Here is a 26725-nt window from a genome sequence, read left to right as displayed (position 1 = left end):
GGGGTCTATAGCCGCGGTAAGGTAAATTTGGAACAAAAATTGTTGATTTGTGGACCTCCCACTTTCGTGGAAGGTGACGAATTTTGTATCTATAGGTATAGATAACGCTGATCTTTATAAGACCGTCACCCTCTGCGAAAGCAGGGGGTCTATAGCCGCGGTAAGGTAAATTTGGAACAAAAATTGTTGATTTGTGGACCTCCCACTTTCGTGGAAGGTGACGAATTTTGTACATATAGGTATAGAGAAGGTTGATCTTTAGAAGACCGTCACCCTCTGCGAAAGCAGGGGGTCTAAAGAGCGCGCTGTAAGGTAAATTTGGAACAAGAATTGTTGTTTTTTGGACCTCCTACTTTCGCGGAAGGTGACGAATTTTGTATCTATAGGTATAGATAACGCTGATCTTTAGAAAACCGTCACCCTCTGCGAAAGCAGGGGGTCTAGAGCGCGCTGTAAGATAAATTTGGAACAAAGATTGTTGTTTTGTGACCTCCCGCTTTCGCGGAAGGTGACGAATTTTGTACATATAGGTATAGAGAAGGTTGATCTTTATAAGACCGTCACCCTCTGCGAAAGCAGGGGGTCTAGAGCAGCTGTAAGGTAAATTTGGAACAAAGATTGTTGTTTTATGAACCTTCCACTTTCGTGGAAGGTGACGAGTTTTGTATCTATAGGTATAGAGAAGGTTGATCTTTATAAAACCGTCACCCTCTGCGAAAGCAGGGGTCTTGCTTGCGCGAGGACGTAAGTAATTATTTTGGTTTTAGCTTTCCTTTACGCCCTTTTCAATGCGTTCGCCAATTTGTTGATCGATTTTTTTCCAATATTCAAATGCTCTTTCTAACACCGGTTGTGTAACGCCATTTTTTAAGTGGGTGACAACGTTACTGACCAGTCTATTACGTGCCTCATCGTCCATAACTTGGCGTACAAGTGTATTTGCTTGTACAAAGTCATTATCATCCTTACGGAGTGTGTATGCTGCGCGTACGAAATCCCCATGTGCTTCCCAGGTCGCTACCTCAGGGTTTTTTGAGTTATCGGCTTTGGGGCCTCCTTTGGAGTTAGGTGCATATACAGGATCAGAAATATTCTCAATACGCATGGCACCATCTTTGCTGTAGCTATGTACAGGGCATTGGGGTTTGTTGACGGGAATTTGTTTGTAGTTCACCCCTAACCGCGCTCGATGTGCATCGGCATAGGAGAATACTCGTGCAAGAAGCATTTTATCAGGACTAATTCCAGTTCCTGGGACCATATTATTAGGCTCAAATGCTGCTTGCTCAATTTCAGTGTGATAATCAGTTGGATTACGGTTTAGAGTAAGTTTACCTACTTTTATCAGAGGATAATCGGCGTGTGGCCATACTTTTGTGAGGTCAAATGGATTAAAACGATACGTCTCAGCATCTTTGAATGGCATAATCTGCATGCACAAAGTCCAACTTGGATAATCGCCACGTTCAATTGCTTCATATAAGTCACGTGTGTGATAATCACCATCTGTACCGGCAAGGTGATCTGCTTCTTCTTGAGTCAGAAACTCAATGCCTTGGTCCGTTTGGAAATGATATTTTACCCAGAATTTCTCGCCTAGAGCATTTACCCACATGTAAGTATGACTTGAATAGCCATTCATATGGCGCCAGTTTTTGGGGATCCCTCGATCACCCATCAGCCACGTGACTTGATGCGCAGACTCAGGGGAAAGAGTCCAGAAGTCCCATTGCATGTCATGGTCACGTAGGTTATTGTTGGCTCTGCGTTTTTGAGAACGAATAAAGTGTTGGAACTTCATGGGATCTCGCACAAAAAAAACAGGAGTATTGTTGCCGACCATATCGAAGTTACCTTCACTGGTGTAGAATTTTACTGCAAAGCCACGAGGATCGCGCCAGGTATCAGGACTTCCACGTTCTCCAGCAACAGTTGAAAAACGGATGACTACATTTGTTTTTGTTCCTGGTTGGAATACGGCAGCTTTTGTGTATTTGCTTACATTTTCCGTTACTTCAAAATGACCAAATGCCCCGCCACCTTTTGCATGGGGTTGGCGCTCTGGGATTTTTTCACGGTTAAAGTTTGCCATCTGCTCAATCAGATAGTGGTCATGTAATACGATCGGACCATTTGGTCCAATGGTTAGTGAGTATTCATCACTAGGTACAGGTATTCCTGAATCTGTTGTTGTAAATTTTTTATTATTATTCTTGTCGGTCATTCAAATGCCCCCTTTAATATTCGACTCCACGGAGTAGTCCTTTGTAAACCATAAATTATGGAACTGTGTATTAGTATATCTGTGAAACTTAAGATTGCTAGTTTTTATAATTTTTTAAATATTTTTTTAATAGAGTGTTTTAGATTATAGTTAGCAATAAATTAGATGATGACCTAGTTGCTAAATTGTATTTTCAACTTACTGTAACTATTCTAAATATTATTAAGAGCGCTCATAAATAATTAAGATTGCAGAACAGAGCATAATTTATAAGAATTTGATTTGAAAAATTACTGACTAAAGAAGAGGAGTCTTGATGAAAACGATTAGCAGAGAAGAACAGCTTAATATTACTCCGGATTACGCTATTGATTTGCTTAAAAAGGGAAATCAGCGATTTGTCCAAAATCTGCGCTATAACCGTAATCTTCTCCAACAAGTGAATGAAACCGCTGATGGACAATATCCTTTTGCTTCAATTTTAAGCTGTATTGATTCAAGAACAACGGCTGAACTTATATTTGATCAAGGACTTGGTGATATTTTTAGTATTCGAATTGCTGGTAATATTGTGAATGACGACATTATCGGAAGTCTGGAGTTTGCATGTAAAGTGGCTGGCTCTAAACTCATTGTAGTCCTTGGCCATACAAATTGCGGCGCAATAAAAGGAGCTTGTGATCACGAGGAGCTAGGGCACTTAACACAGCTTTTGCATAAAATCACACCCGCAATTGATCAAGAAACGTCTTTTAAAGAGAATCGAAATGGTCGTAACCTCCCGTATGTCAACGAAGTTGCTCGAATTAATGTGGAAAACAGTATAAAAACGATTCTTAATAAAAGCAGTATATTAAATGAATTAATCGCTCAAAAAACCATAAAAATAGTTGGAGGTTTGTATGATGTAGTTTCTGGTGAGGTCTCGTTTTTTGAGAAATAAGTAATAGAGAGACATCCGATGAAAAATCTAAGGAGAGAAATTGGAAGCATTACTACGGTAATCTCCTGATATTTTATTGATATTTGCATATTTCATATAATATAGAAAAAAAATTCATTGTTCAAAACCAACCCAATAAAGATAATATTTATACATAAATTTTATGTTTATTAATAGTTTAATTATTGAGGTAATTTTGATGAAAAAAACATTACAGTATTTAGAGTTAATAGATCTTGAAAATCTTAAAAAAGTAGTAGAACAGCCAAACGAGCCTATTCCTGAGGATGTTTTAAAATTTTTAAAACAATATGAGGCTGATTCTAAAAAGATGGTTGCATGCGGTTTTAATGCAACTAAAATAGCTGAAAATATCATGAAAATGTTCTTGCCTTTAGCAGCCCATCCGGCTATTTGTAAGAACTCAATTGAGAAACTTGACTGTATCAGTAGGCTTTATGGAGGTAGTCACGAGGTCTCAGCCAAATTAATGGATTTGCATAGCACAATGTCCACTATAAATACTTATAAAGAAAAAGATGATCTGAATAGGTTATCTAATGAATTAAAATTTTATGACATCAAAGAAGCAGTTGATGGGTATGTTCAACACTTAAAAGGGAAATGTCAACGAGAAGGAGTTGCTATTGGTGGTCCTAATGAAAGTTTGACGCCAAAACAAGCAAAATTATTAAATCGATATAATGCAATGAATACTGTGAATGAGCAACTAAAAGAAAAACATGAAACTATAAATGAGTGTAATTGGAACTGTAATCTTAATATAATGTCAAAATCAATTGATGAAATAGACGTAAGTACCTATAAAAACAGTTTTGTGTACAATCAGGAATCCAAACAGATCTATTTCATTACCTACGAAGGACAAAAGAAAGAGGTTAATATTGGGGATTTTGAATTATTTGACGATGAAATAAATAAATTACCTAAAAATGATAAAAATCAAGTGAAATTAAGTAACTACTCTCTTGAAATTAAAAATCTGATAAATAAGAATGGCGGTTACATTCATAGTGAAAAACCAGCGTTTACTGAGGATGATAAAAAAAATATAACTAATGCATTAGAGGTATGTATAACCAATCAACCCGCATGGTCTGAGCGGCCATATTTGCAGCGACTCACTGATATATTAAGTTTTGGTTTTAAAATGCTTTATCGAGAATTTTGTTCAAAAGAAGATAATTTACACAATAAATTGGAGTCGAGGCTTAATATTTGATCTTAGCAAAATTATAATTCACGGGCTAGATTGCATTGCTCATCTGTTCTAGCCTTTTTTCTTTTGATTACTGCCTACAAAAGATAGATATCTAAATTTGAAAACGTTTGTTTTTTGAACAAATCAATTATAATGCCCGCTACTTTAGAAAACTAAATATTAGGGTAGGTGGGTATGAGCAAGAATAGTGCGAATATACAGGCGTCTGAGTCAGATTCAAATCAAAATTACAAACAAAAGTTGAATATTGATGTTGCAAGTGGATTACTTGCTGGCGCATCAACCTCAGGATTGTTTAACCCATGGGATCGTGCCTTATATTTATCGGTGAAATATAACCGCTCTTTCTTATTATCTCAAAACTTTAAATCTCCTTATCAAGGTTTTTCTCAATCATTCGTGCAGCGCGCTTTTCTCGGAGGCATTTACTATATGGCGCAGGGAGAGCTAAATAGATATTTCTTTCCTTATTTACGTAATAATTTAGGGATTAACCAAACACTGTCTCAATTTTTTGTGGGTATGGCTGCGGGAAGTATTGGAGGAGTATTGACAAATAGTATTTCTGCAATCAAATACCATACATGGGGCCACGAAAACGCATCTTTTCGTTCAAGTATCCGTGAGATGTGGCGTTTAGGAGGTATTAAGCCTTTTCTTAAAGGAACCACTGCTACAATGACGCGTGATATGGTTTTTGGCAGTACTTATGAAATGTTACGCAGTCTTATAAGTAGTACGGTAAAAAAATCCGAGAATAAAACGCCCAATGAAAATAAATCGAGTCTTGAGTTTATCCATAATGCAACTGCTGCTGGAGTTGCTACAATCGTATCAAGCCCATTCAATTATGTTCGTAATATGCAATATGCCACTCCTCCTAATCTCAAACCACCGACTACGAAGGAAGCACTCACTAAAGTTTGGAACGAATCAAAAAATTCACAACGCTCTTTTCTAGGCCGGATGAGCTTTTTTCAACAGCAATTTAGGATTGGGTGGGGGACAGCACGAGTTGCAGTGGGTATGGCTGTAGGACAAAAATTATTTAATTGGACTCAAGAGCAACTTTCTAATTTATCAGCCAAGACTACTGAAACGAGTTTAAAAAAATAATCTCAAAAAAAAAAGAGTTTGTGACTCATTGTTATGCTTGTTTTGAGTCAATATGATTGATTATGGTATAATTTGTGAAATTATAAGCGCAAGCTCATTCAGAAAAATCAGTAATAAAGCATATTTGTTACATTTTTTTGCTGTTCTAATGACTAAATTTAGGAAATATTTAATGAGAAATAGAGCTCTTAATTTTTTGATTTTATGTGCAATGAGCACAGCTAGCTTTGCAAATGACCCAGATAAAAATAATCCTATGATTGCTGGTTGGCCAAATTATTTAGCAATGGGAACTATAACTAATGGGGCCTTGCAAGAACCAACGAATATTCGTGTTGACTCTGTATTTACTTACAATGGTGCAGGTGGTGATGGTGATCCCGGAAAAATAGAAACCCCATATAAGATTTGGAATATGATTAATATGGCCAAAAATATAAAAACGAATACGGGCTATTCGGTTAATCCTGTCTTGGTTGAATATGGCTGGCAACTCAGTGGCGGTTGGAATCCTGATAGCGTGACACATTTAGATGATTTAACAAAACATTTTTTTAACCTTATGTTTTTGTCTAAGACCTTGGAAGATAATGCTTATAGCAACACAGGATACTATGGCACTATATTACTAAATCCGGATATGCTCGGTTATTTAGGCAATACAAATCGTGTAGAGACTGTTAAATCCTTAATTATCCCGGTTGGTCAAGCTGTTTCAGATGCTTATTGTATGATGACTAAAAAAGTGGATTATAACAGTACCAATACGCCAAATTGTAATTATGGTTGGGAGAATAAACCGGTAATAATCAATGGTACTCCAACTGATTTACTTTTTTGGCTCAAATCTAAAACGGATAATTATACTGCAGGGCAAACTTTTGCTGTTTGTGTTAACGAGTATGCGCTACCGCTTTGTAGTGCAAGTGCAACAAGTGACGTCCCTGATTTTACAGATAATTTTAATGGTTGGTTGCAAGCGCAAAACTGGATGGCTAAATATTTTGGTCCTCATGTTGCTCTTGGCGTTCATGAAAATATTTCCGCAGTTCCAGAAGGAGGATGGTGGATACATCAAGGAACCTCTGCAGTAAGGCCCTATGTCGATAAGGTTCTAGCCGATTTAAAGAGTTTTGAATTATTTACAGGTACCTACAAACCTGATTTTATTTATTTTGATCGCTACGGTGCTGATGATTACAGCAGCAAATTCCCTAATTTACTGATTAACCAAGCAACGTTCTATAATGATACCGCATGGCAAAACTTTCTGACTATGACCAAAGGAATAAGTGAGGGATTGGGAGAACAGGCAGGAAAAGATTATATACCTGCTATGCTATGGCAGATACCTGCTGCTCATATCCCGACTCAGGATGAACCTATTCTCGATGCACATGAAGAAGGTACCGCACCGGTATACTTTTTTGGTGATCCCAACTTACAAAAAGATTTAAGTAATATCGCTTCTTGGATTAATCATGATATTACTCGTTTACCGGCTGCATATAGTATCTGTGCTGACAAAAGTGCAACGCAGTGTTTGACCTTAAATAATTTTAATTGGGCGCACAATAATACTGACCAATTAAAAAGCGCCATTGATGCACATATATTTGCAATTTTATGGGGAGCAGGCGCTTTTGCAACAGGTGTTTGGGAAGTACCGGGGACAACTTTTCCAGATAATGGTTGGATGGCTAAAAAATTATCGATTTATTATAAAAATCCTCAATTTTTATGATAAAACACATTAATTGATTTAGAGGCAGGTTATTTGTGATAATAATTGAAACAGATAGATTGATTTTACGTACTTGGAACAATGATGATGTTGTTTTAGTATGATGAATAGTGCTGGTGTGGATTTACAAGTTCTTTCAATCGTCCCCCAAGTCCCTTATTTTACAAATAAAGCGGACTCTGTGGCTAGTGCTAAAATGGCTAATAATCTTTATGCACAGCTTATTGCTAAGTACCCCAACCGTTTTCAGGCATTTGGCATTTTTCCTTTACCACATATTCAAGAATCATTAGATGAAATTAATCGCATCTTTGATGATCTAGGAATGTGGGGTGTTACCTTGACAACCACTGTATTACAGCATTCTATTGTTGAGACTGAGCGTTTTGAGGTTATTTTTGCCGAGCTTAATCGTAGAAAGGCCGTTGTATTTTTGCATCCTGCGGGTTGTTGTACTGGAGAACAAACCAAGGTCTATGGGCTTACCTGGATGATTGGGGCACCATTTGAAGACACTTATGGTGTGTTGCATTTAATTTTATCAGGCGTTACTTCGCGTTTTCCAGATATTAGGTTCATTAGTACTCATCTCGGCGGCTATTTGCCTATGATTATGCAACGCATTGATAATTTATACACTGATTGGGGAGAGGGGGAGATACAGGGCAATCCCAGTGATTTTATAAAGAAATTCTGGGTTGATACCGTAGCTCATGGTCATATCCCTGCTTTACATAATGCGGTTAGTGTTTATTCTCCAGATCATTTGTTGTTAGGCACAGATTATCCTTATGCGAATCATGATAAATACATCAGAGCTGTAGATTATATTAAGCAAGCGAATCTTCCTGACGATCTTATCCTAAAAATCTTAAGTGAAAACGCTAATGCACTGTTTCGAAAATAAAATGGTTCAATGATTCCATTACTACCGAGGATGCTTCATTGAGTTAAAAATTTCTTAATGAGAATAAACAAGAATAGAGTGATACTTATAAGGATGCATCTGTTTCTTCAAAACTATTCTCAGCGGTAATTATTGCATCCATATTTTTTTCAGTCCATGTTGTGAGTAAATTAAGAATATTACCCAATTCTTTACCTAATGCGGTTAATGAATACTCCACTTTCATAGGCAATACAGGGAAAGACTTCCTGTTTATAAATCCGAAACGTTCTAATTTATTTAACGTTTGTGCTAACATTTTCGAAGAAATTCCGCCAATTTCACGTTTTAATTCGCCAAATCGATAAGTTTCATTTAATAATAGATTAATTACTAAAATTGACCATTTATCGCTAATGCCCTCAAGAACATTATGTGAGGGACATCGTTCACTATAAACGCTAAATTTTTTTAGAGACATTTTGTAAGCCATATAAAGTTAAAATTTTTATAAAAACTAATATTTTTTTAACCAACTTAATAGGCACTTTAATTGAGGCAAACGCTAACTACAAGTGTGATAGCTAAAATCAGGTATATTTATTTTTTGATGATTAAACTCTTTTAGTATTGTTACTTAGTTTATCTTGTTCTTCAACAGCGGATTTAAAGTTAGGTGCAGCACCCTCAGTGGAGAACCTCTGTTGTAGCACGAAAAAATGTTTGTTAAATGGAGTTTGCAAACATATTGACCTTTCAATGGTAAACCTAACTCATGAGGCATAGAACAATGTCTTTAGAACAATGATTCGGCCATTGAACCATTCAGGAAAATGCGATACATTTTTTAAGAAATAAGAGTTCACAATACAAGGAATGTTTGTAATGATGCAAACCATAATTTCCCTTTACCGGAGATTTTTAGGTATAAAGAGTAGATGGGTTCAATATTTATTTATTTTTTTTCTCTCTCTATCTTTGTCGCATGCTGAGCCATTACCTCCACTTGTAGTGGCTACAGAAATTTTTAACCCTCCTTTTATTATGCAAGGAGCAAATAATCAATTATTTGGTTTTGATATAGAAATGTTGGAGGAGATTTGCCAAATTATACATCGTGAGTGTCAATATCATCCTGTATTTTTCGAAAACACCATTATATCTAATATAGAGAACCAGGAGGCAGATATAGGTATTGCCTCCATTACAATTACTTTAGAACGAAGTCAGCGCGTCAATTTTTCCATTCCTTATCTTCCAAGCGATGTTCAATATCTGGCATTAAAAAAATGGGCTACTGTACCTTTTTCTGAGAACGCTATTGATGGGAAAAAAATAGGTATTCAGGTTGGCACCATTTTTGCAGATGTAATTAAAGACTCAAATTTTTCTAATGTTCAAATTATAACATATAACTCAACCCCTCAACTTATTGACGCGTTGAGCGAGGGGAATGTTGATTTTGTGTTGCAAGATGCATTGTCAGCTCAGTATTGGGCTGCCGAATTTCCTGAGTTTACTACATTTGGAAAACCGTTTATCTATGGATATGGATTTGGTATTGCTGTAAATAAAAATGACAGTGAGTTATTGCAGCAGATTAATAATGCTTTACTTGAATTTGAAAAAAGTGGTCAATTTAAAAAAACTTATGAACGGTATGCTCCAGGAAATTATGTCGAAAATTTTTCAAAAATAATGAGTAAATTATTTGTTTCTAGGGCATAGTTATCAAGCTCTTTAGAGCTTCCTTGAGGGCTTGTTTATTTTGAAGGTTCTAAAAGTATTGCTTTAGAATTTGTAGAATTGCAAAAAATCATGGCTCTATCTCTTTTAAGATTATAGAATTAAATTTTAATGGGGGATATTACTGCTTCAGTTTCGTTCGAAGCTCCCGGTTCAGCTTGGCATGTTACTTCTAATAGGAGTCATTTTTTTATCTCCTAAATGACTCGCGTTAATTTTAAGTAAAGCAAGTAAGGATACGAACATCATCGTAAATACGGTAACTAATGCCATCGAAGCATAAATCTCTAAATGGGTTGAAGCACCGAAGGGATCAACTAATTGTGTTAAACCTTGTATGCTATAAATAGCGACTGCTTCTCTCCAAAAGTTTTTAGAAGAAAATGCGTTACAATTGTTTACAGCTACAGCATCATGTTTGGCAATATAAACTGCAAAAATTTGATAGATGATATAAACCACTAAGAACCAACCAAAATAATTTTGTAACGGAACACCAAAATACATTCCTCCATTTTTCCATACCCATAATGAATAGACTGTTGAAGAAAGAGGATCCATACACACATCCCATATCACCATAATAAAAGCAGCAATCAAAGGCACAAGGAATATCTGTTTTCCATTAAGTGGTGTCGAGTATTGTCCCAAAAGTATATGGGCCAGAATCCACGAAGCATAACCCGTACCAAAATAAGCAAACATAATAATGAGAGGTACCTGAAATAACCTTGGTCCAGCTAATTTATCATAATAATAATGTCCAAAAGGAAATCCCGTCTGAATGCTTAATGCTTCAAAGAAATGACTGATAAACCAGGTTATTATAAAAAATAAAATTATATTCTTTACCCCATATCGCTCTTTACCATGTAGGCAAACTGCAATAAAAATAGTCAAGACAAGAATAATAGGTAAAAAAATCACCGCGGCCGGACCGTGCCAGGCAGCAGAAAAGAGAGTTGCCAAAAGATAAAGGGTAATCACTGTCCATCTGATGATGCTATTTCTATTTTTCGTCGTTGTCTTTGAGGTCATTACCGTATCCTTACTCGTATACCCATTTGAAAAACTTATACTATACGTTAATCGATTTAAACCTGATTTTTCAATAAGATCAAACAGGTATAGAACATTTCTTTGATGGTAAGAATAAAGGGATATTCATAACTATGTGATATATTTAATTTAACTGATATAAAAGTTTGCAATGGGGGAAGTTTATGGTTAAACCAATCATACACCATTCTATACTAACAGAAATTAAAGCAAATCTGTTGCTTAGTTTACCCTTGATGGCAGCCTGGATTATTCATTCCCTTGGGCCCTTTGCAGGCACTGCCATGATTGCTCATTTAGGAAAAGATGCTTTAGCCGGTAGTGTCTTAGTGGGAACGATTTGGATGGCTGGTATTACTTTCTGGTTCGGCTTGTTTCACGCAGTGAGCATTTTGGTACCACACCAAATGGGATCCAATAATAATGAAGCGATTAGTGAAATCATGGGGCAAGCTTTACTATTAAATTTTTTTTCTTGGCTTCCGATGATGGGGCTTTTGTGGATAATACCTTTTTTAGTGCATTGGAGCGCGCCTAATTTAGAAACATTAAAATATGCAGCGGAATATTCACATGCGCTTATATTTGCCGTTCCGGGTGTTATTACACTTGCAATTGTAAATCATTTTTTAACTGGAATTGGCAAAACAAAAATGAGCTTATGGATCAGTTTAATTGAAATTCCGCTCGAAATTATGTTTATTTATATTTTTGTTTTTGGGAAATACGGTGTTCCTGCTTTTGGTATAGCTGGAGTAGGGTATGGGTTAGCATTTTCTTTCACATTAACCAGTATAGTTATTTTCAGTTATTTATATTGTGCTAAGTTTACAAAACCCTATCAGATTTTCAAACATATGGGTGTATTGCATTGGCCTTCTTGTAAAGAAATGTTAAGAATTGGTTTGCCTATTGGGTTTACCTATTTTATCGAATTAGTTGGATTCACGATTGTAACTTATTTTGTTTCTCGATTTAATAATACAGCACTTGCTGCTCATCAAATCATTTTGCAATTTGAGGGGGTCATTTTTAATATTCCTCATGCTATATCTCAGGCAACTACAGTTCGTGTAGGAGTTAATGTAGGACGTATAGATAAAAAAGGAATAATTTATGCGAGTTATGTTGGAATTATGTTGAGTTTTCTCATTTCATTAGTGATCTTTTTAATCTTGGTATTATTTCCAGTGGTACTGCTTGGTATTGATTTCGACATTCATGAACACCCAAAAATTGTGCGGATTGTTATACCGCTATTTTTTATTTTAGGAATATATCAGATTTTTGATTCTATTCGTGTTGTAGAAGCTGGTGCATTACGTGGATTAAAAGATACAAAATTCACGATGTACGTTAACCTATTTTGTTTTTCAATTTTAGGGGTTTTATTAGCCTATTTAATTGGAATTGTATTTAATCATAATGTTCATGGTATCTGGTATGGTTTAACTTCGGGAATCATACTAGGTGCAATTATTCTCTTCTTTCGTTTACAAAAAATAATAAGAAATGCCGATTTAGTTCACCTATTAAAAAGGTATTAAACTAGAGATCTATTAGTTATTGTTGCTCTCTTAATCCTGGCAAAAAACGAAATATAAAGAGTCATTCGTCTGTGAGGTATTTTGATCCTATGTTGTATTAGGATCCAAAGATTGAAAAACTTTATAAAAGGCTATTTTGCTGGTGTTTTGGTTTTGAAGAAGATTCAAAATGTTTATTTTGATGAAACGCATGCTCCTGTGCTTTATACTCAAAAAAGCGTTGTGGCGCATAACCTGAATTTTGATATGTTAATTTAATGTACTTTCTTTCCTTGTTTTAAAAGGGTATTGATCTCATTTGCATTAGATTTAACTTTTGACATGTAGGGATAGTTATTATAATCGCTTTTTTCCATCCATTGATTGTCGTCTGTATGACGTAGTTCATTAAAATAGATTTGCATGTTTCACGCGAATTTTATTAAGAGAATGAGTTTTATTACCACAAAGATAGGCTCAAAAATATAACTTATTTGAATCAAAAACGTCAGTTTATCCATTTGCAAAGTATTTATTGTGATATACTGAAAAAGTAAGGGATCAATCAACGCTTTTAACCTATTATTTGAAATGCAAAATTTAATTTCGGATGATTTTCGAAAAGAGCAGGAGCTTATAAAGGTTTCTATTGTCCTCACTGCTGTTATGGGAATAATAGGAATTATTATTGGCGTGCATATCGATTCTACTGCGATTACCATTGATGGAATGTATTGCTCGATAGGGATTTTTAGTACCTATTTGATTTTTCTGACCAGTCAGAAAATGAACTTGCATTATTCTAAAAAATTTCAGTTTGGTTATTATAAACTTGAACCACTGGTGATTCTAGGTGAAGGTGCATTGATTATAGGTTCTTGTGCTTTTGCTTTAATTTCTGCTATAAGAGACATCATTCATTTACATCATGTCAAGAATTTTCTTTTGCCGGCTTTTTATCAAGGAGTAGCTGCTTGTGCTTGCTTTTTGATGGCATTTCTTTTTTATCGTTTTGCAAGACCCAAGAACAATCAGTTGTTATTGTCCCAAGGGCTCGTGTGGTTTATTGATGGCTTACAAAGTATCTTGTTGAGCATTGCATTTTTCTTGGGTGTCGGTCTCGATGGTACTGTATATGCGTTTATTATTCCTTATATTGATCCTGTGCTCGTTATCTGTTTAATTTTTATCATTATACGCGAACCGATTAAATTATTAAAAATAAATTCAGAGGAACTTTTGGATGTAATGTCCGATCGACAATTGGGCCATAAAATTAATCGCATCGTTTATGAGCATTTTAAAGAGAAGAGTTTAGATAAATTTATTACAAAAATCTTCATACGAAAAGCAGGAAGAGCTATTTTTGTTCATATTGTTATACTTCCTGAAATCATGCTCCCACTTACGTCATTACAACAAATAAAAACAGAACTTATAGAGAAACTTGATCAACCATGTCTGTACTTATTTATTTCTATATAGTTTGAAAATCTTGCGATTTTATTCTCACAACGACAAGATTGTTTGATGTGAAACCTATTGAAAATATATGTTATCAAATTATTTGATATGACATATAAATTTAATTAATTTGATTTACTTAATGCCTTTTGGCTAAATTTAGTACGTCTGTAATCACAAGGAATGCTGAAAAATTAAGTCATAAAGACGCATATAGACAAATATACCGTCCCTATTAATCAATAACAAAAGGTGTATGATGTCTAGTATAAAAATTTCTTTATCTGAAAATGCTAATCCTCGTTATATCTATGTATCTCCAGAAAATGTAGTTCATATTATGATCCCTATTATTTCTGCAGATCAAGTAGGGATTGGTTTGGATAATACCTGCCAATCTGTTGTAGCCTTAAAAGATTTTTTTGGTCGAAGTCATGATTCCGAACGAAAAAGAAGTTCTTGTCTGCATCATCTTCAAGATTATAAATCTCAATTAGAACATGATATTCGGTTATTAACTGAATGTGGCAAATCCACAGATGCTATTCGGTCTAGGCTGAGTCAAGTTGAATTCTATATTAATGTTTTACATGATGTGGTAAATAACCACTCGGGGTTATTAAACGGATTGAATCATGTTTTTCCTGAATACCCCCAAGCCTTTCAGAATTTAATCGCACAAGCAGATTCTAATGTGTACGCTATGCGTTTAAAACCTAGAATTGAGGATCTGATGTTACGAACGCAAAATCCATTGTTTCATGCGCGAAGATCAGAGCAGGCGCCTAGCGTTTTTTATAATGCTTTAATTAATCGCTTTAGACAAATTAGTGATTTTAGTAAAATTTCATCAGCCAGAGATGGATTCATCAATTTGGTGAAACAAAAAGTTTATGATAAAAGCAAAAAGTGTTGTCCAGTAACTGTTGGAGTATTCAAGCGATACCTTTCAGATGCGTTTGGGGAATGCATCCAAGAAACTACTGTACGCACTTCATTTTGTAATGATGTACATTTTTCTCGAGCGTTAGAGAATCTGTCCTATTCTAATGAAGATGAAATAAATTCTGATCGGGAACTGTTTGAGTTGCTTGATAGTTTGTTATCTTCTTTTGGAAATTATGAACCGCCAGAAACAAGCGCTTTTTCCACAATTAGAAGTGAAGCCTCATCGGAGCAAAAAACTGAGAAATTAAGTATCCTCACTCAGTTTTTTCTTGCTGAAATTAATATATATGCTCAAAGCCATCAATTGTTATCCGAAAAATTTAATTTTGCTCAACCAATTGATTCAAATGCTAATTTTGCAGATCAATTAGCACGAAATGTAAAAGAATCTGTAGAAAGTGGCTATGAGATAGAACAAGCAATATTTAAATTTATCAACCAAAATCGATCTCAATTTAAATTAACTCGGGAATTAACCACCCAAGAACAAGCCCAGATTAAGAAAAAAGCAAATGTTCATTTTCGTTCTATAAAAGATTCACCGCATATGGATGAATTTGTGGTGCTTGATACTGAAAAACAATCCAACGCTCGATTTTACTATCATCAAGGATCTATATGTTGTGATTTCACCAAGTGGTATGAACAGACTCGTTTAAATGCAATTAGGAGTAATGATGGCTTTTCTAAAGCTACGAGAGAAACTTCTGAGATGCCTGCTATGCTCCCTTCACGAGATAATAGTAGTATTGGTTTTGTTACCTTCGAACACAATGAGCTGCGACGCTTAATTGAACAATCTATTTCTGAAAATAATTACGATAAAGCACATATGCTGCTTTTAAAAGTGGATAATGAATATGTGTTTCAAAAATTGGAATATGACTTTTTTAGACAATACAGCTCAAATCTCACTGCAAAAGCCTTGTTTAATCGACTCCGCGCCAGTATTACTTCGTCACAAGTTTCTGCTTTATTTAACGAGGTAGTTGTCCAACGCAAACAACAATTACTTTTAACTCCTGAGATGGCTCGCAGTCTTTATGTGGCGGTTCAAGATAGAAGAGAGTTGCCTATTGAGCGTGTATTAAAATACGGTAGTGCTGATGAAGTAAGAATGATTTTGAATGATTTAGCTGCTTTAGGAAGAAATAATAATCCAGAAAGTGAAGGTTATCAGAACATTAAGGATTTTGAAGTTTCAACAGCGGCCAACGGTAATTTACTTATTGAAGCCCCTGGTCAGACCCTGCAAAAATTACAAGAGATCATGACGCGTTATATACGCTCAGGACATTTAGCGATGGTTATGTCTGCAAGTATTTATAAGGCAGTTTTAACCGCTTATGGTCCAGAATCCGATGATTACAAACTGATGCAATCTTTAAGTAATAATTTTCCAGATGACCCAACTCCTTATAAATTGATATATGCTTTGAAATTATTAGGCGTTCATATCCCAGAAGAAGATATTCGTTATAACAATACAAAAAATAATCTTGAATATAAAACTGATGAAAATACTAATAATGGTCTTCCTAATAAAGGAGGTTCTGGTTTTATCATTGATAATATTGATCCAAGGCAATGGCGTATTATTGAAGAGATTACCGAGTTCCATGCCAATAGATTTGTTATTTCATCGGGTATAGAACAAACCTTGTATCATCAAATCAATCAGCTACAGGCAAACAATGTTTTGGCCCGCTATACTTCACGAAAAGATAAGCTTGAAGCCGCTTTAATTCTATTGGGTATTCAATTTAGGCGACTTGATTTTGATGCGGAAACGAACCAATTTATGCTCTATGCCAATCAGGAAGAGCAAGCAAAAATAAAGAAAATCAAGGATATTTTTGCAGGTTCTGATGCTTTTGGTATTCCCTTTAATAATGAAGACAGACAATATACTCGCAATTATACGCCTCAACTTATTGTTCCGTATCCAGGCCAAAATTTGTATGATTTAGTCGAAGGCATCAAATGGGGACAGATATCTCCAAGCTCTTCAACCGGGAGGGTAGGAGGGACGATAAATGATTCAATACCACAACAATTTGCTAGCACGACTCAAAGAACATCAGCGCCAATTAATGTTTATCGAGGAACGATGTTTCAACCTTCGAGAGAAGAACGATATTCCGCACCTTCGCAGCAGCAATATGATGGTGAGTATAGCCGTTATACTCCTAATCCAACTCCACGAGGTGGGGGTTAAATCAAAAGATGACTATGAACCTGTCTTATCGCTACGCCCTGCGACTTGTTCGCGGGATCCAGGAATGGAGCACCATCACTGGACCTCGCGGACCAGCCGCGGAGTGTAGGCAGAAAAGTGGAGCTCTTAAGTAAATTTTGAGGTTTTTCATGTTTAATTTTGAACACTTACCCTTTAACTTTGGCTTATTACTCAAATTCATTGCTAAACGTGGGATCGAATTAAAATATTTAGGAGATACCGATGCTGTAGCAGCAACACTTGGGTGCCATACTGAATACCTGGTTAATTATCTTTCAAATTTAACTCCAGCTAATTACTATATTTTATTAAGTGATAAATTTTACAGTAAATCGCTAATGCGTTTCTGTGGTATTTCAGTTGTAGAGGGGCAGGTATTTGATAAACAAAGTAAACAAGAGGTATTGGATTTTGCAACCCAAATTGGTTATCCAGTTGTTCTTAAGCCTACCAATGGATCGGAAGGAAATTTTGTTTATCCAAACCTACAGGATGAAAAAGAATTAACCTATGCGTTTAAAGATTTTTCGAATTATACCAATCAATGCAACATGTTGCTGGAAAAACATTTTCATGGAAAGGATTATCGTTTTGTCGTGATTGATGGAGTCAAGGAACCTTTTGTTGTTTCTCGTTCTTTACCTGAAATTACAGGTGATGGCGTACATAGTATTAAAGAATTAGTGGAGCAAGAAAATCATCGTCGTATAACCTTACGTACGAATTGTCTTTGTAGGCTATATTATGACGATCCAGATAGTTTAAGAACATTACGTCATCAAAGTCTTACACCAGATTCGATAGTAGGCAAAGGAATAAGTGTTAAGCTTAGGTATAATGCGAATGTGAGTTGGGGTTCTGATTGTGAAACAATAGAGAACCATACTGTTCATGCGAGCTATTTGCAACTCGCGAAAAAAATACATGCCCTCCTTCCTGGAAACAAGTTTACTGCTGTGGATTTATTAATTGAGGACATTAGTCAGCCTTGTACCTCGTTAAATTATGTTTTTTGTGAGTTTAATTGTGATCCTGGTTTTTCTTTACATCATTTACCTAGTCGAGGTAAGGCTCAAAACATCATAGATCCCATTATTGACTTGCTTTTTCCGGAGACCAAGCAAAATCATGCATAAAGAATCAATTCACACTATTTTAGAACAATTTTCAAAAACGATTAGTCATTTGTCGTCAGTTGAAAAAGAAAATATTACAAGAGATTTTAAATTGCTCCTTAGTTTTATTGAGTCAGGAGAATATAAAAATACAGAATTACTTCATCGTAATCGCTTTGATACACAGAAAAGAACTTATGAGTTTTTTTCATACATTCAGGGGTATAACCGCCAAGCGATGGATTGGTTTGAGTTTTTACAAAATATTCCTCTCAAAGAGATTACTTCTATCTTAGATATCGGTCCGGGATTTTCACCAAAATTAGCTTTGGCCTTAAAGAGAGCTAATTATGAAGGTTTATTAACCTTACTAGATAAGTCCGAAATAGCACTTAATGGATTAAAACAATTTCTTGAGATGATGGGCGTTTCTTTTGATATACGCTTTCTTTGCGATGATTTTTTCAATGGTGCTCATTGCTCCTATCAATTAGTAGCCGCGAATCATTTGTTTGATGACTTAATTATCGATGCTTATTGTAGTTCAAAACAGATGCCTACAAAACAAATCTATGAAGATGAGACAGTCTTTATTAAAACTACAGAAGACATCATGTTGGAATTTGATAAGACACGTTTTCTTATGAGTATTTCAAGTGTATTTAGCAAAACAGTTGCTAAAGATGGCTATTTACTCTTTAGGAATTATAAGGGACTCACTGAACAAGCGCTTGAATTATCTAATTGGCATGAATATGTGAGCAATTTTTTTGAAGACGTGATTCTTTTATTGCAGAAAGAGGGGATGACCATTTTGGAAAGGAAAAATGGATTTGTTTTATTAAAGAATTTAATCAACAGAAATTAATTTTTTTATGATAAAAAAAACAGAGCGTTTCCCATTGACTCCAACCTTAGAAAACTTACTAGGTTTATATCGATCAAAAAGGGCGTTTGATCCGGCTTTTTATTTAGAAGCTAAAATTAATTTACTTTCTCGCTATTTTGAAAAAACGAAATTACGTGCAGCTGTCCTAGGAGTGAGTGGTGGCATTGATTCAGCAATTGCTCTGGCTATACTGAATGTGTTTTACAAAAAAGAGCGATCTTTTTTGAAAAGGTTAGTGCCTATTTGTCTGCCTTTTTTTAATTGTCTGGGAGCAACAGGGCAAGTTAAGGCGGTGGATGGAGCAAAAAAAATCATAAATTTTCTTAACTTAGATCAAATAATCCTTGATTTGAATGAAACACATGGTTTTTTGTATGAGCAAATTGCAAATGGTTTTAATTTTAAAAAAACACCGTGGAGTCAGGGACAACTTGTTTCCAATCTTAGGACCCCTGTATTTTATCAAATTGCTAATCATCTGAATGAGGAAGGTTATCCATGTGCTGTTTTTGGAACGATTAATCGAGATGAAGGCAGTTATACAGGTTTTTTTGGTAAAGCGTCTGATGCGATGGTAGATATTCAATTGATTTCAGATTTACATAAGAGTGAAGTGAAGAAATTAGCATCATTTTTGAATATACCCCAAGATCTTATTGATGCTCAGCCAACAGGAAATACTTATGATAGTAATACAGATGAATTAAGTTTTGGCTTTAGTTATGATTTTCTTGAGTTATATACGTATTACCTTAATTTGGCGGAATATGAAAAAACGTTATTTTTACAACGGTTAGATAAATACAGTTACTTTACATTTTCCGCATATGAAAAATTACTTTTAGAGCGCCATACTCATAATCAGCATAAATACTTTGTAAAACCCCAAGGATTACATTTTGATGTATACTCAAAATCAGTTGCAGGAGGTTGGTTAGATGATGTAGAAGAAAAAAAAACGATAAACTTATCTTTATTTCAAAATTTTTTTGTTTTAGATGACTTATTTTTTAAACAATATTGGAACAAATCAACAATTTTTCCACAATCGCATACAATTTGCCCTTATGTGTTTCAAATAGAGAATGCTTTGTCATTGTCAGAGACAGAAGGATTTCTGAAGATATTTAATGAACAAAAGCCTTCCTATGTTGGTAATGATGGTTACCCTACTGATGAGGGCAAACAGTTAAGAGCAACAACTTATAGTCCCCATCTGGCCTCATTATTTTCTGAACGCTTAGTAAGCTTTTTTGAACATTATCTTTATGATGATGGTTATCAACCCATAGATGGTGGCAAAAATACAATTTGGCGCATGAAGGGATTTAGCCCTTTCTTTCGTTTTATAATGTATGAACCCGGAGGTGAGTTAATTGGTCATTATGATGAGGGTTATGAAGATGGTCGGGAAAAAACACTTTTTAGCGTTCTATTTTATTTAACGACCCAACCTCAGCAAGCAGGTGGAGAGACGGTAATTTTATTAGACAAAGATAGAAATACACCGCTTTCTGAACGCTGTTTTCAAGATGATGAGGATATCCCTGCTCATGATATTTTGCATGCTGTTTTACCAAGTGCGGGGCATGCGCTAGTACTCCCTCATCGTATAAAACATGGTGTAACAAAGAACTTAGCAACGAATAAACGAGTAGTAATTCGAGCGGACATCATTTATGAACGCCTCGGACCATGTTATTCCTCAAGTCAAGAGAATAATAAGCCGTACCAAAATACCATGCCTGAGGATAAATTTTACTTAGCCTACTATTTGCATACGTTATCTAAAGAAAGATTACGGACGGCAGGATATATTGAAAATGCAATTGTATCTCACGATGAAAAAAAACAAACACAATGGTCAATATTACCTTTATTAAAATTGTGCGAAGAATGTGGCGATCTGCAAACAGAAAAAAAAGAGTTAGTTGTTTTATTGAGTACGGGCGGATTTTATCCCATTCATCAAGGACATTTTTTAATGATGTCAAAAGCAAGGCAGGCCTTGGAGTTGGAAGGTAAAAAGGTAATTGGTGGTTTTTTCTCCCCTTCCCATCAAGATTACATCAAAAGCAAGTTTTATGTTAAGAATTATAGTCAGAGAGAACATATAGATTTGCTTATTCAATCAGTTGCAAATCATCCGTGGTTGGATATTTGGTTATGGGAGTATCTTGAAAACAAGGAACCAATAAATTTTACTGATGTTATTATTCGTCTTGAATGCGAACTGGCAAAACATTTAAAAACGACACTTCCTATTAAAGTCGCTTATGTCTTTGGAGGTGATAACGTTTCTTTTAGCTATGCATTTCTTGAGCGTGGTATAGGTATTTGTCTTTCTAGGCCTGGAGCAGAGAAAATATTTAATCAGGTTAGGAATGATCCACTTTTTCTTGGTAAAAATAATATCTATTTTTTAAATGAAGGGACTTTAGCATTTGCTAGTGAAGCTATTCGTAAAAAAAATACTTTTTCTGAAAAAAATAGATGTAAAATACTTCATCTTAGAGAAGATGAGCTTTTCTATCAATTATGGTCAGAAAAAAAACCTCTTGAAGAATTAATAAAGAAAAAGAATCAATTTTTGGGGCAGTTTGTTCATGTTCTTAAGACAACTTATTCTCGAGATACGAATGAGTTTTCGATTCAAATAAAATCATCGCAGCAACAAGCTCTAGAGATTAAAAAATTATTATCAGATAAAATGATATTAAGTCTCGATCCTTGCTATATAGCTGAGTTTAACCTAGGGGTCTCTCGATATTTTCGTTTTGGGCTCCCCGAAATTAAATTAGGATTTTCGGCACGACCAGAAGAGGGAACATTAGCGCAGCAACTTCTTTATTTACCTAAGCAGCCCTATTGTCTCGTTGATGATGATTGTTTTACTGGGAAAACAATCGAATTTGTAAAAAAAATATTACATAAAGAGCATATTGTCGAAGAGTTTTATGTTTCAACTACAGGCCAAGCAAAAAATGAAATATCAGAAATCATTGATTTAAGAGATTTTATTGTGGGGTCTTATTATGGAGGGCTTGTTGTTTTACTTCCCAATAAAAAGATAGCTAGAGTCCCTTATATTTACCCTTTTGTTTTACCATCCCTAAGATATCATTGTCCAGCTGATGCAAATCTCAATTTTTCTCTGGAGATTTGGAAGTTTAACAGAGAGTTTTTTAGTGGTTGTCTTGAAGATTTATTAATAAAGCATTGTGATAAACCCTTTGTTAATTTGGCAACCTACTTAGGCTTCTCTACAGATTGTTCTCTTCGGGAGTTTTGTGATTTCTATGTAAAGCAATTTAATCGATTAGAACAATGATTGTATCCAAATCTACCAGCTTGCAATGAATACCAGTCTATTACATCAGCGAGTACTAACATCAACCCATGTATTTTCTTAATTTATTATTTATAATAGAATTTTTTTACTAGGGCTTTTTTAAAGCTAAGTGCAATTATCACTGTGGCTGGTGAAAACCCGATGCCTCCCATCAATTTTACTGAAATGAAATTAATCTTTTACTATTTTTTCACTTTTTTTAGGGGCTTTAAGTGTAGAGGTCAACCAAATAATCAACAGACCAAGAGCAGCCCCTGTTAGAGTTCCCAGCCCTCTGGATTTTAGACTACCGATAATAGCCCCCAAGCCCATTCCGATGATAATTTCTAAATTTATCCAGAAGGATGCGGATAATACTTGTGCGATATTATCTTGTGATAACACAGGATAATTTTTAGTCTTTTTGTAAATTTTAAACAAAGTGATAATGACAGTAATGCCTCCTCCCATAAGAGCCCCAACAATTAATCCCAAAAGCGCTCCAACCATAATCCCTGGATTAAGATTCAAAATAAAGTTACTGGAGTTGTTGCACAACAAGAATGATTGACCAATGAACCCGCCTGAGAAAAAACCAATGGCCCCTCCGCTACTGCAGCCAAGTAGTGCACTGACTGCTAGGGCAACATAGAGATTAGGATTACGAACAAGTTGCTCAATCCAGTTTTTTAATAACAGAATTTTTTTTTCCTTGCTCATCAAAATTTCCTTTAAAAAAACTTATTTTATAATGCTTTCTCAATAGAAGCTACGTTATCATATCAACCATTCTTTTTAACAAACATAGGATATGTCAGTAAATAGCTCTATTCATTCAGATCAAATAATGTATAGGCTGGTCAATTTCGTGTTGCTTGGTCTTCCTTTGTTTTTATTAATTGATAGTCCCTGGGCAGCTCAATTCATTAGCCATGGACAGGATATCTGCAATGCACTCAGTATTGTCACTTATAGTCTCTTCCTTTTTTATACTCGAGGAAAACTGTATTGGCTGATTTTATTAATGACTTTATGCGGCTTGTTTGGTGAAATTTTTGGCTCTCTGATTCTAAGGCTTTATGAGTATCGCTTAAAAAATATTCCAGTCTACATTCCACTGTGCCATGCTCTTCTCTATGCTGCAGTTTACTATACCAGTAAACGCTCTTGTATGATTCGAAACAAAGTAAAAGTGAAGCAATGTCTGGCTCAATTTGCTTTTCTAGCTGCTTTTCTGTCGTTGTATATGCTCAAAGATGTTGCGGGTTTTCTTGGCTATCTCACATTCTTAATCGTTTTGCGGTTTCGCAAAAATACACTTTTTTATTTGCTTATGTTCGCAATTGTGTATTATTTGGAATTAATGGGCACCATATTTTATACCTGGTCATGGTATGGAGTTACAGGAGCTCATCCTCATTTCCCTCCTATAGGGTTTACACCTTCCGGAGCAGCAATCTTATATGTGTTTGTTGATTTAATGATTAATTCCATCTATTTTTATCTTTTGAAAATACTACGATTTGTATATCGAATAGTACCGGAGCTTAGGATAAAAGAATTAGGAGTCCCCGAAAACTAATTCTTCCTCAATGGTGTTCCAGTTTGATGAAGCAGAGTTTGTCCACACGCATCAGTTTTAAAAAGCCCTTTAAAGCCATAAAAAAAATTACTAAGTTTAGTGATCACTTTGTCTAAAAAAAGAATAAGTGGCTTTGCCTTTTGCTTTAGCATGATACATGGCAATATCAGCGTTTACAAAAAGTGTTTGCGTATCCGAACCATCTTTAGGATACATTGCAACTCCAATACTGATGGATGTTTTGATGAATAGATCATCTATTTGGATCGGACTATGAAAAGCGGCTAAAATGCGTTCGAAGATTTTAATTAAATCGTCATCTTGATGAATTTGTTCAAAAATAAGTGCAAATTCGTCTCCTGCTATCCTTGCAAAATAATCAATTTCCCGTAAATAAGGAGTTATAATTTCAGACAAGGCCATTAATAATTTATCGCCATAGGCATGGCCAAAAGTATCGTTAATTACTTTAAAATTATCAATATCAATAAAACATAAGCCTAATTGGGTTTTGCTCCTGCAAGCACGACCTAAGGCATGTTCTAAATAGTCAAAAAAACTCTGACGATTGGGTAATTTGGTTAAAGGATCATAATGAGCCATTTTTATTAATTTTTTCTCATTGTTCAGTCGCTCAGTAATGTCGCTAAAAATGATAGCGGCTCCTATAGCTTTGTGATTTATTATGACAGGGATACAGGTATATTCTACTGAAAGGCAACTATGATCTTTTTTCCAGAATATAGCCTCTTTTGCACTAATTATCGTTTGCTCCTGGATGGCTTTATAAATTGATGTGTTCTTCATTTGGTTGGGAGGGGTTATTTTCTCGCACAGAATTTTAATTATGGGTTCATTTTTCAATTCGTTACTTGAGTAGCCTAGTAATTTTTTGGCCGCTGGATTAATAAAAGTGATTTTATAATTGACATCTATTCGGAATATACCTTCACCTGCAGCATTTAACAGTAATAAGTTTTTTGCTTTTTCTGTTTTTAGTTGTATCGTTTTTGCATAAGCAAGATATTGGATTAAATAACGCTGACCGTAGAGAATAAATAAAATGATATTCATTAACACACAAAAAAATAGAGTGGTTGTTAGGGCTAACCATGCATACCAGGGAAATCGGCTAAGTAGAAAATATGGGGATAAACTAGCAGTGATACTCCATGCTGAATCTGCAAAATATTTTGTATAAGAAAGACTAAATGATTCGTCAGGATTGTAGTACATGGTTTTATTATAAATTTCAAAAGTAGGGGTGTTTAAATCAGGTGAAGTTATTTTAATCATAAGGTTTGGATAATTTAAAAATTTATCAAAAAATTGATTGAATAACTTAATAAAATTAATCTGCAAAACAGTAAATCCCACAAGTTGATTGGATCGATAAACCGTGGAAATAATGAACATCTTGTCAATTTTTCCCTTACTTCCTAACAGTACAGGTCTGTCGTTTAGCTTATCAATGAGATTGAGATTTGATGATAAATCATAACCATTAGGGAAAATATTATGGCTTTTTGAAACGGTAAAAAGAATAGGGTAATACATCGATTTTTTCTTTGAAGATGAATATTTTTTAGAGTGTTTTTCCAAAATTTCAAGATGATATTTTTTTTCAAACTCTTCTCTGTTGGTTACTTTGGGTACCCATTGTATGGATTGAATGATTGAATTTTCTTGTAGCAGTAAAGTTCCAAGACGTTCAAATTCTTCTTTATTTACAACGGGTGCTGTGGCAAGAAAAAGAGAAGTTGTATGAGCAGTTTCCTTTGTTAATTTAAGTTTTTCGGTGAGCAGGTTAAATTTATATTGAATTACTCCAGCGAATTTTGATTGTATGTGTTTCAATTCTGAGTATCTATAAAATACATGAGCAATAACCACGATAATGAACGTCAGGCATAAAGGGACTAGGATGGGTATTATTCGGCTCCGCCATAGTTTTCTGGGTTTGGCAAATAAAATCAGAAAAACCGGGGTAAAAATTAATACGCCAATACTGTCTCCTATCCACCAGGTAATCCAGCTCAATGAGAGGTTTTCAGAGGATATTACTCCTAACAAATATAAGCCTATATTACTTATAGTTGCAGCAATAACACAAGAAACTGGGCCTGATAGGAGTGCAAAAATAAGAATATCTTTGGGAAGATGCAGGGGGTTGTTTAATCGGACAAAGCGCTTGACAAGCCACCAACCAAATAATGCCTGGAGTACAGCACCAGCTCCTGTTATTAATCCTGGATATAATTTTGAAAAATCAAATAAATCACTAACATTATTAAATGTTATATAACAATTAAGGATAAATGAAGCAATGAAAATACCAGGTAAAGTTCGCAAATTCCAAACAAGCACGGATCCAAGCGCAATTCCTGATGATGCCCAAATTGTGGTCGCATAACCTGGAGGTACGGCTAGCATAAGTCCTAAAAAGCCGCTTAAAATATAGAAAAAAATAACAACCAGATTATATAGAACTATTTTTTTTAAAACGATTTTTTCTTTCATTTTTTAAAAAAAGTGGGTGCAATTTTGTATTAAAAATAGAGCGATCATTTCCTATACGCTTTTTGAATGTTTCATTAAAGTGTAGCCGAAAAATAGATTTTAATTAAGAAAAGATCACCTTGTTAAATTAGTGGCTTTTGATAACCGATT

19 protein-coding genes are annotated in these 26725 nt (G+C 35.0%); 14 read left to right on the top strand and 5 right to left on the bottom strand.

The window, feature by feature from the left end:
• Positions 1-763 precede the first annotated feature (763 nt).
• Positions 764-2224 (bottom strand): catalase, encoded by a 1461-nt coding sequence (locus Lsan_RS21040; protein ID WP_058516046.1) that lies wholly within the window; start codon positions 2222-2224, stop codon positions 764-766.
• A gap of 316 nt (positions 2225-2540) precedes the next feature.
• On the opposite strand from Lsan_RS21040, the gene Lsan_RS21035 reads away from it, so the two are divergent.
• The 5 genes from Lsan_RS21035 to Lsan_RS21015 all read left to right on the top strand — a co-directional run bounded on the left by Lsan_RS21035 (position 2541) and on the right by Lsan_RS21015 (position 8177).
• Positions 2541-3167, top strand: coding sequence for a carbonic anhydrase family protein (locus Lsan_RS21035; protein ID WP_058516045.1), 627 nt, complete (start codon positions 2541-2543; stop codon positions 3165-3167).
• A 199-nt stretch (positions 3168-3366) separates the two neighbouring features.
• Positions 3367-4410: a hypothetical protein gene (locus tag Lsan_RS21030; RefSeq protein ID WP_133134241.1), complete on the top strand. Its 1044-nt coding sequence runs from the start codon at positions 3367-3369 to the stop codon at positions 4408-4410.
• A 174-nt stretch (positions 4411-4584) separates the two neighbouring features.
• Entirely contained in the window at positions 4585-5526 is a 942-nt protein-coding gene (locus Lsan_RS21025; RefSeq protein WP_058516043.1) for an MC/SLC25 family protein, read from the top strand.
• A 172-nt stretch (positions 5527-5698) separates the two neighbouring features.
• The gene (locus Lsan_RS21020; RefSeq protein WP_058516102.1) at positions 5699-7270 is read left to right on the top strand and encodes a hypothetical protein; all 1572 of its coding nucleotides are present in this window, start codon (positions 5699-5701) and stop codon (positions 7268-7270) included.
• 100 nt (positions 7271-7370) lie between these two features.
• Positions 7371-8177, top strand: coding sequence for an amidohydrolase family protein (locus Lsan_RS21015; RefSeq protein ID WP_083505201.1), 807 nt, complete (start codon positions 7371-7373; stop codon positions 8175-8177).
• A gap of 85 nt (positions 8178-8262) precedes the next feature.
• On the opposite strand, the gene Lsan_RS21010 is transcribed toward Lsan_RS21015, so the two are convergent.
• Positions 8263-8637 carry a winged helix-turn-helix transcriptional regulator gene (locus tag Lsan_RS21010; protein WP_058516041.1) on the bottom strand — a complete coding sequence of 125 codons (375 nt, stop codon included), beginning with the start codon at positions 8635-8637 and terminating at the stop codon, positions 8263-8265.
• 404 nt (positions 8638-9041) lie between these two features.
• Here Lsan_RS21010 and Lsan_RS21005 point away from each other — a divergent pair, with 404 nt between their 5' ends.
• Positions 9042-9884 carry a transporter substrate-binding domain-containing protein gene (locus tag Lsan_RS21005; RefSeq protein ID WP_058516040.1) on the top strand — a complete coding sequence of 281 codons (843 nt, stop codon included), beginning with the start codon at positions 9042-9044 and terminating at the stop codon, positions 9882-9884.
• 171 nt (positions 9885-10055) lie between these two features.
• On the opposite strand, the gene Lsan_RS21000 is transcribed toward Lsan_RS21005, so the two are convergent.
• Positions 10056-10940, bottom strand: a complete 885-nt coding sequence (locus Lsan_RS21000; protein ID WP_058516039.1) for a carotenoid biosynthesis protein — start codon at positions 10938-10940, stop codon at positions 10056-10058.
• 185 nt (positions 10941-11125) lie between these two features.
• Between Lsan_RS21000 and Lsan_RS20995 the strand changes: the two genes are divergently transcribed.
• The 7 genes from Lsan_RS20995 to nadE all read left to right on the top strand — a co-directional run bounded on the left by Lsan_RS20995 (position 11126) and on the right by nadE (position 22473).
• The gene (locus tag Lsan_RS20995) at positions 11126-12508 is read left to right on the top strand and encodes an MATE family efflux transporter (protein ID WP_058516038.1); all 1383 of its coding nucleotides are present in this window, start codon (positions 11126-11128) and stop codon (positions 12506-12508) included.
• Positions 12509-12619: 111 nt separating this feature from the next.
• Positions 12620-12766, top strand: a complete 147-nt coding sequence (locus Lsan_RS22325; RefSeq protein WP_157068332.1) for a hypothetical protein — start codon at positions 12620-12622, stop codon at positions 12764-12766.
• A gap of 312 nt (positions 12767-13078) precedes the next feature.
• The gene (locus Lsan_RS20990) at positions 13079-13972 is read left to right on the top strand and encodes a cation efflux transmembrane domain-containing protein (RefSeq protein ID WP_058516037.1); all 894 of its coding nucleotides are present in this window, start codon (positions 13079-13081) and stop codon (positions 13970-13972) included.
• A gap of 238 nt (positions 13973-14210) precedes the next feature.
• Positions 14211-17117: a hypothetical protein gene (locus Lsan_RS20985; protein ID WP_162265635.1), complete on the top strand. Its 2907-nt coding sequence runs from the start codon at positions 14211-14213 to the stop codon at positions 17115-17117.
• 149 nt (positions 17118-17266) lie between these two features.
• Positions 17267-18274, top strand: a complete 1008-nt coding sequence (locus tag Lsan_RS20980; protein WP_058516036.1) for an ATP-binding protein — start codon at positions 17267-17269, stop codon at positions 18272-18274.
• Positions 18267-19121 carry a hypothetical protein gene (locus Lsan_RS20975; protein ID WP_058516035.1) on the top strand — a complete coding sequence of 285 codons (855 nt, stop codon included), beginning with the start codon at positions 18267-18269 and terminating at the stop codon, positions 19119-19121. Before Lsan_RS20980 ends, Lsan_RS20975 begins: the two co-directional genes overlap by 8 nt.
• A gap of 7 nt (positions 19122-19128) precedes the next feature.
• On the top strand, positions 19129-22473 hold the full coding sequence (gene nadE, locus Lsan_RS20970; RefSeq protein WP_058516034.1) for an NAD(+) synthase: 3345 nt from the start codon (positions 19129-19131) through the stop codon (positions 22471-22473).
• A gap of 192 nt (positions 22474-22665) precedes the next feature.
• Here the strand turns inward: nadE and Lsan_RS20965 are convergent, their stop codons facing one another.
• Positions 22666-23193 carry a hypothetical protein gene (locus Lsan_RS20965; protein WP_058516033.1) on the bottom strand — a complete coding sequence of 176 codons (528 nt, stop codon included), beginning with the start codon at positions 23191-23193 and terminating at the stop codon, positions 22666-22668.
• 91 nt (positions 23194-23284) lie between these two features.
• On the opposite strand from Lsan_RS20965, the gene Lsan_RS20960 reads away from it, so the two are divergent.
• Positions 23285-24055: a hypothetical protein gene (locus Lsan_RS20960; protein WP_058516032.1), complete on the top strand. Its 771-nt coding sequence runs from the start codon at positions 23285-23287 to the stop codon at positions 24053-24055.
• Positions 24056-24151: 96 nt separating this feature from the next.
• On the opposite strand, the gene Lsan_RS20955 is transcribed toward Lsan_RS20960, so the two are convergent.
• On the bottom strand, positions 24152-26575 hold the full coding sequence (locus tag Lsan_RS20955; protein ID WP_058516031.1) for a diguanylate cyclase domain-containing protein: 2424 nt from the start codon (positions 26573-26575) through the stop codon (positions 24152-24154).
• Positions 26576-26725: the final 150 nt, after the last annotated feature.

Source organism: Legionella santicrucis, assembly GCF_001468135.1.
Taxonomy (GTDB): Bacteria; Pseudomonadota; Gammaproteobacteria; order Legionellales; family Legionellaceae; genus Legionella; species Legionella santicrucis.
Note: the sequence above shows the minus strand (reverse complement) of the source record. Positions and strands in the feature narration are given on the sequence as shown.

Excerpts from the sequence above, each read along its gene's own strand:
- Lsan_RS20985 (WP_162265635.1), top strand. The coding sequence starts at position 14,211 with ATGTCTAGTATAAAAATTTCTTTATCTGAAAATGCTAATCCTCGTTAT.
- Lsan_RS20955 (WP_058516031.1), bottom strand. The coding sequence starts at position 26,575 with ATGAAAGAAAAAATCGTTTTAAAAAAAATAGTTCTATATAATCTGGTT.
- Lsan_RS21030 (WP_133134241.1), top strand. The coding sequence starts at position 3,367 with ATGAAAAAAACATTACAGTATTTAGAGTTAATAGATCTTGAAAATCTT.
- Lsan_RS20980 (WP_058516036.1), top strand. The coding sequence starts at position 17,267 with ATGTTTAATTTTGAACACTTACCCTTTAACTTTGGCTTATTACTCAAA.
- Lsan_RS21025 (WP_058516043.1), top strand. The coding sequence starts at position 4,585 with ATGAGCAAGAATAGTGCGAATATACAGGCGTCTGAGTCAGATTCAAAT.
- Lsan_RS21005 (WP_058516040.1), top strand. The coding sequence starts at position 9,042 with ATGATGCAAACCATAATTTCCCTTTACCGGAGATTTTTAGGTATAAAG.
- Lsan_RS20960 (WP_058516032.1), top strand. The coding sequence starts at position 23,285 with ATGTCAGTAAATAGCTCTATTCATTCAGATCAAATAATGTATAGGCTG.
- nadE (WP_058516034.1), top strand. The coding sequence starts at position 19,129 with ATGATAAAAAAAACAGAGCGTTTCCCATTGACTCCAACCTTAGAAAAC.
- Lsan_RS20990 (WP_058516037.1), top strand. The coding sequence starts at position 13,079 with ATGCAAAATTTAATTTCGGATGATTTTCGAAAAGAGCAGGAGCTTATA.
- Lsan_RS21020 (WP_058516102.1), top strand. The coding sequence starts at position 5,699 with ATGAGAAATAGAGCTCTTAATTTTTTGATTTTATGTGCAATGAGCACA.
- Lsan_RS20975 (WP_058516035.1), top strand. The coding sequence starts at position 18,267 with ATGCATAAAGAATCAATTCACACTATTTTAGAACAATTTTCAAAAACG.
- Lsan_RS21010 (WP_058516041.1), bottom strand. The coding sequence starts at position 8,637 with ATGTCTCTAAAAAAATTTAGCGTTTATAGTGAACGATGTCCCTCACAT.
- Lsan_RS21040 (WP_058516046.1), bottom strand. The coding sequence starts at position 2,224 with ATGACCGACAAGAATAATAATAAAAAATTTACAACAACAGATTCAGGA.
- Lsan_RS21015 (WP_083505201.1), top strand. The coding sequence starts at position 7,371 with ATGATGAATAGTGCTGGTGTGGATTTACAAGTTCTTTCAATCGTCCCC.
- Lsan_RS21000 (WP_058516039.1), bottom strand. The coding sequence starts at position 10,940 with ATGACCTCAAAGACAACGACGAAAAATAGAAATAGCATCATCAGATGG.
- Lsan_RS21035 (WP_058516045.1), top strand. The coding sequence starts at position 2,541 with ATGAAAACGATTAGCAGAGAAGAACAGCTTAATATTACTCCGGATTAC.
- Lsan_RS20965 (WP_058516033.1), bottom strand. The coding sequence starts at position 23,193 with ATGAGCAAGGAAAAAAAAATTCTGTTATTAAAAAACTGGATTGAGCAA.
- Lsan_RS20995 (WP_058516038.1), top strand. The coding sequence starts at position 11,126 with ATGGTTAAACCAATCATACACCATTCTATACTAACAGAAATTAAAGCA.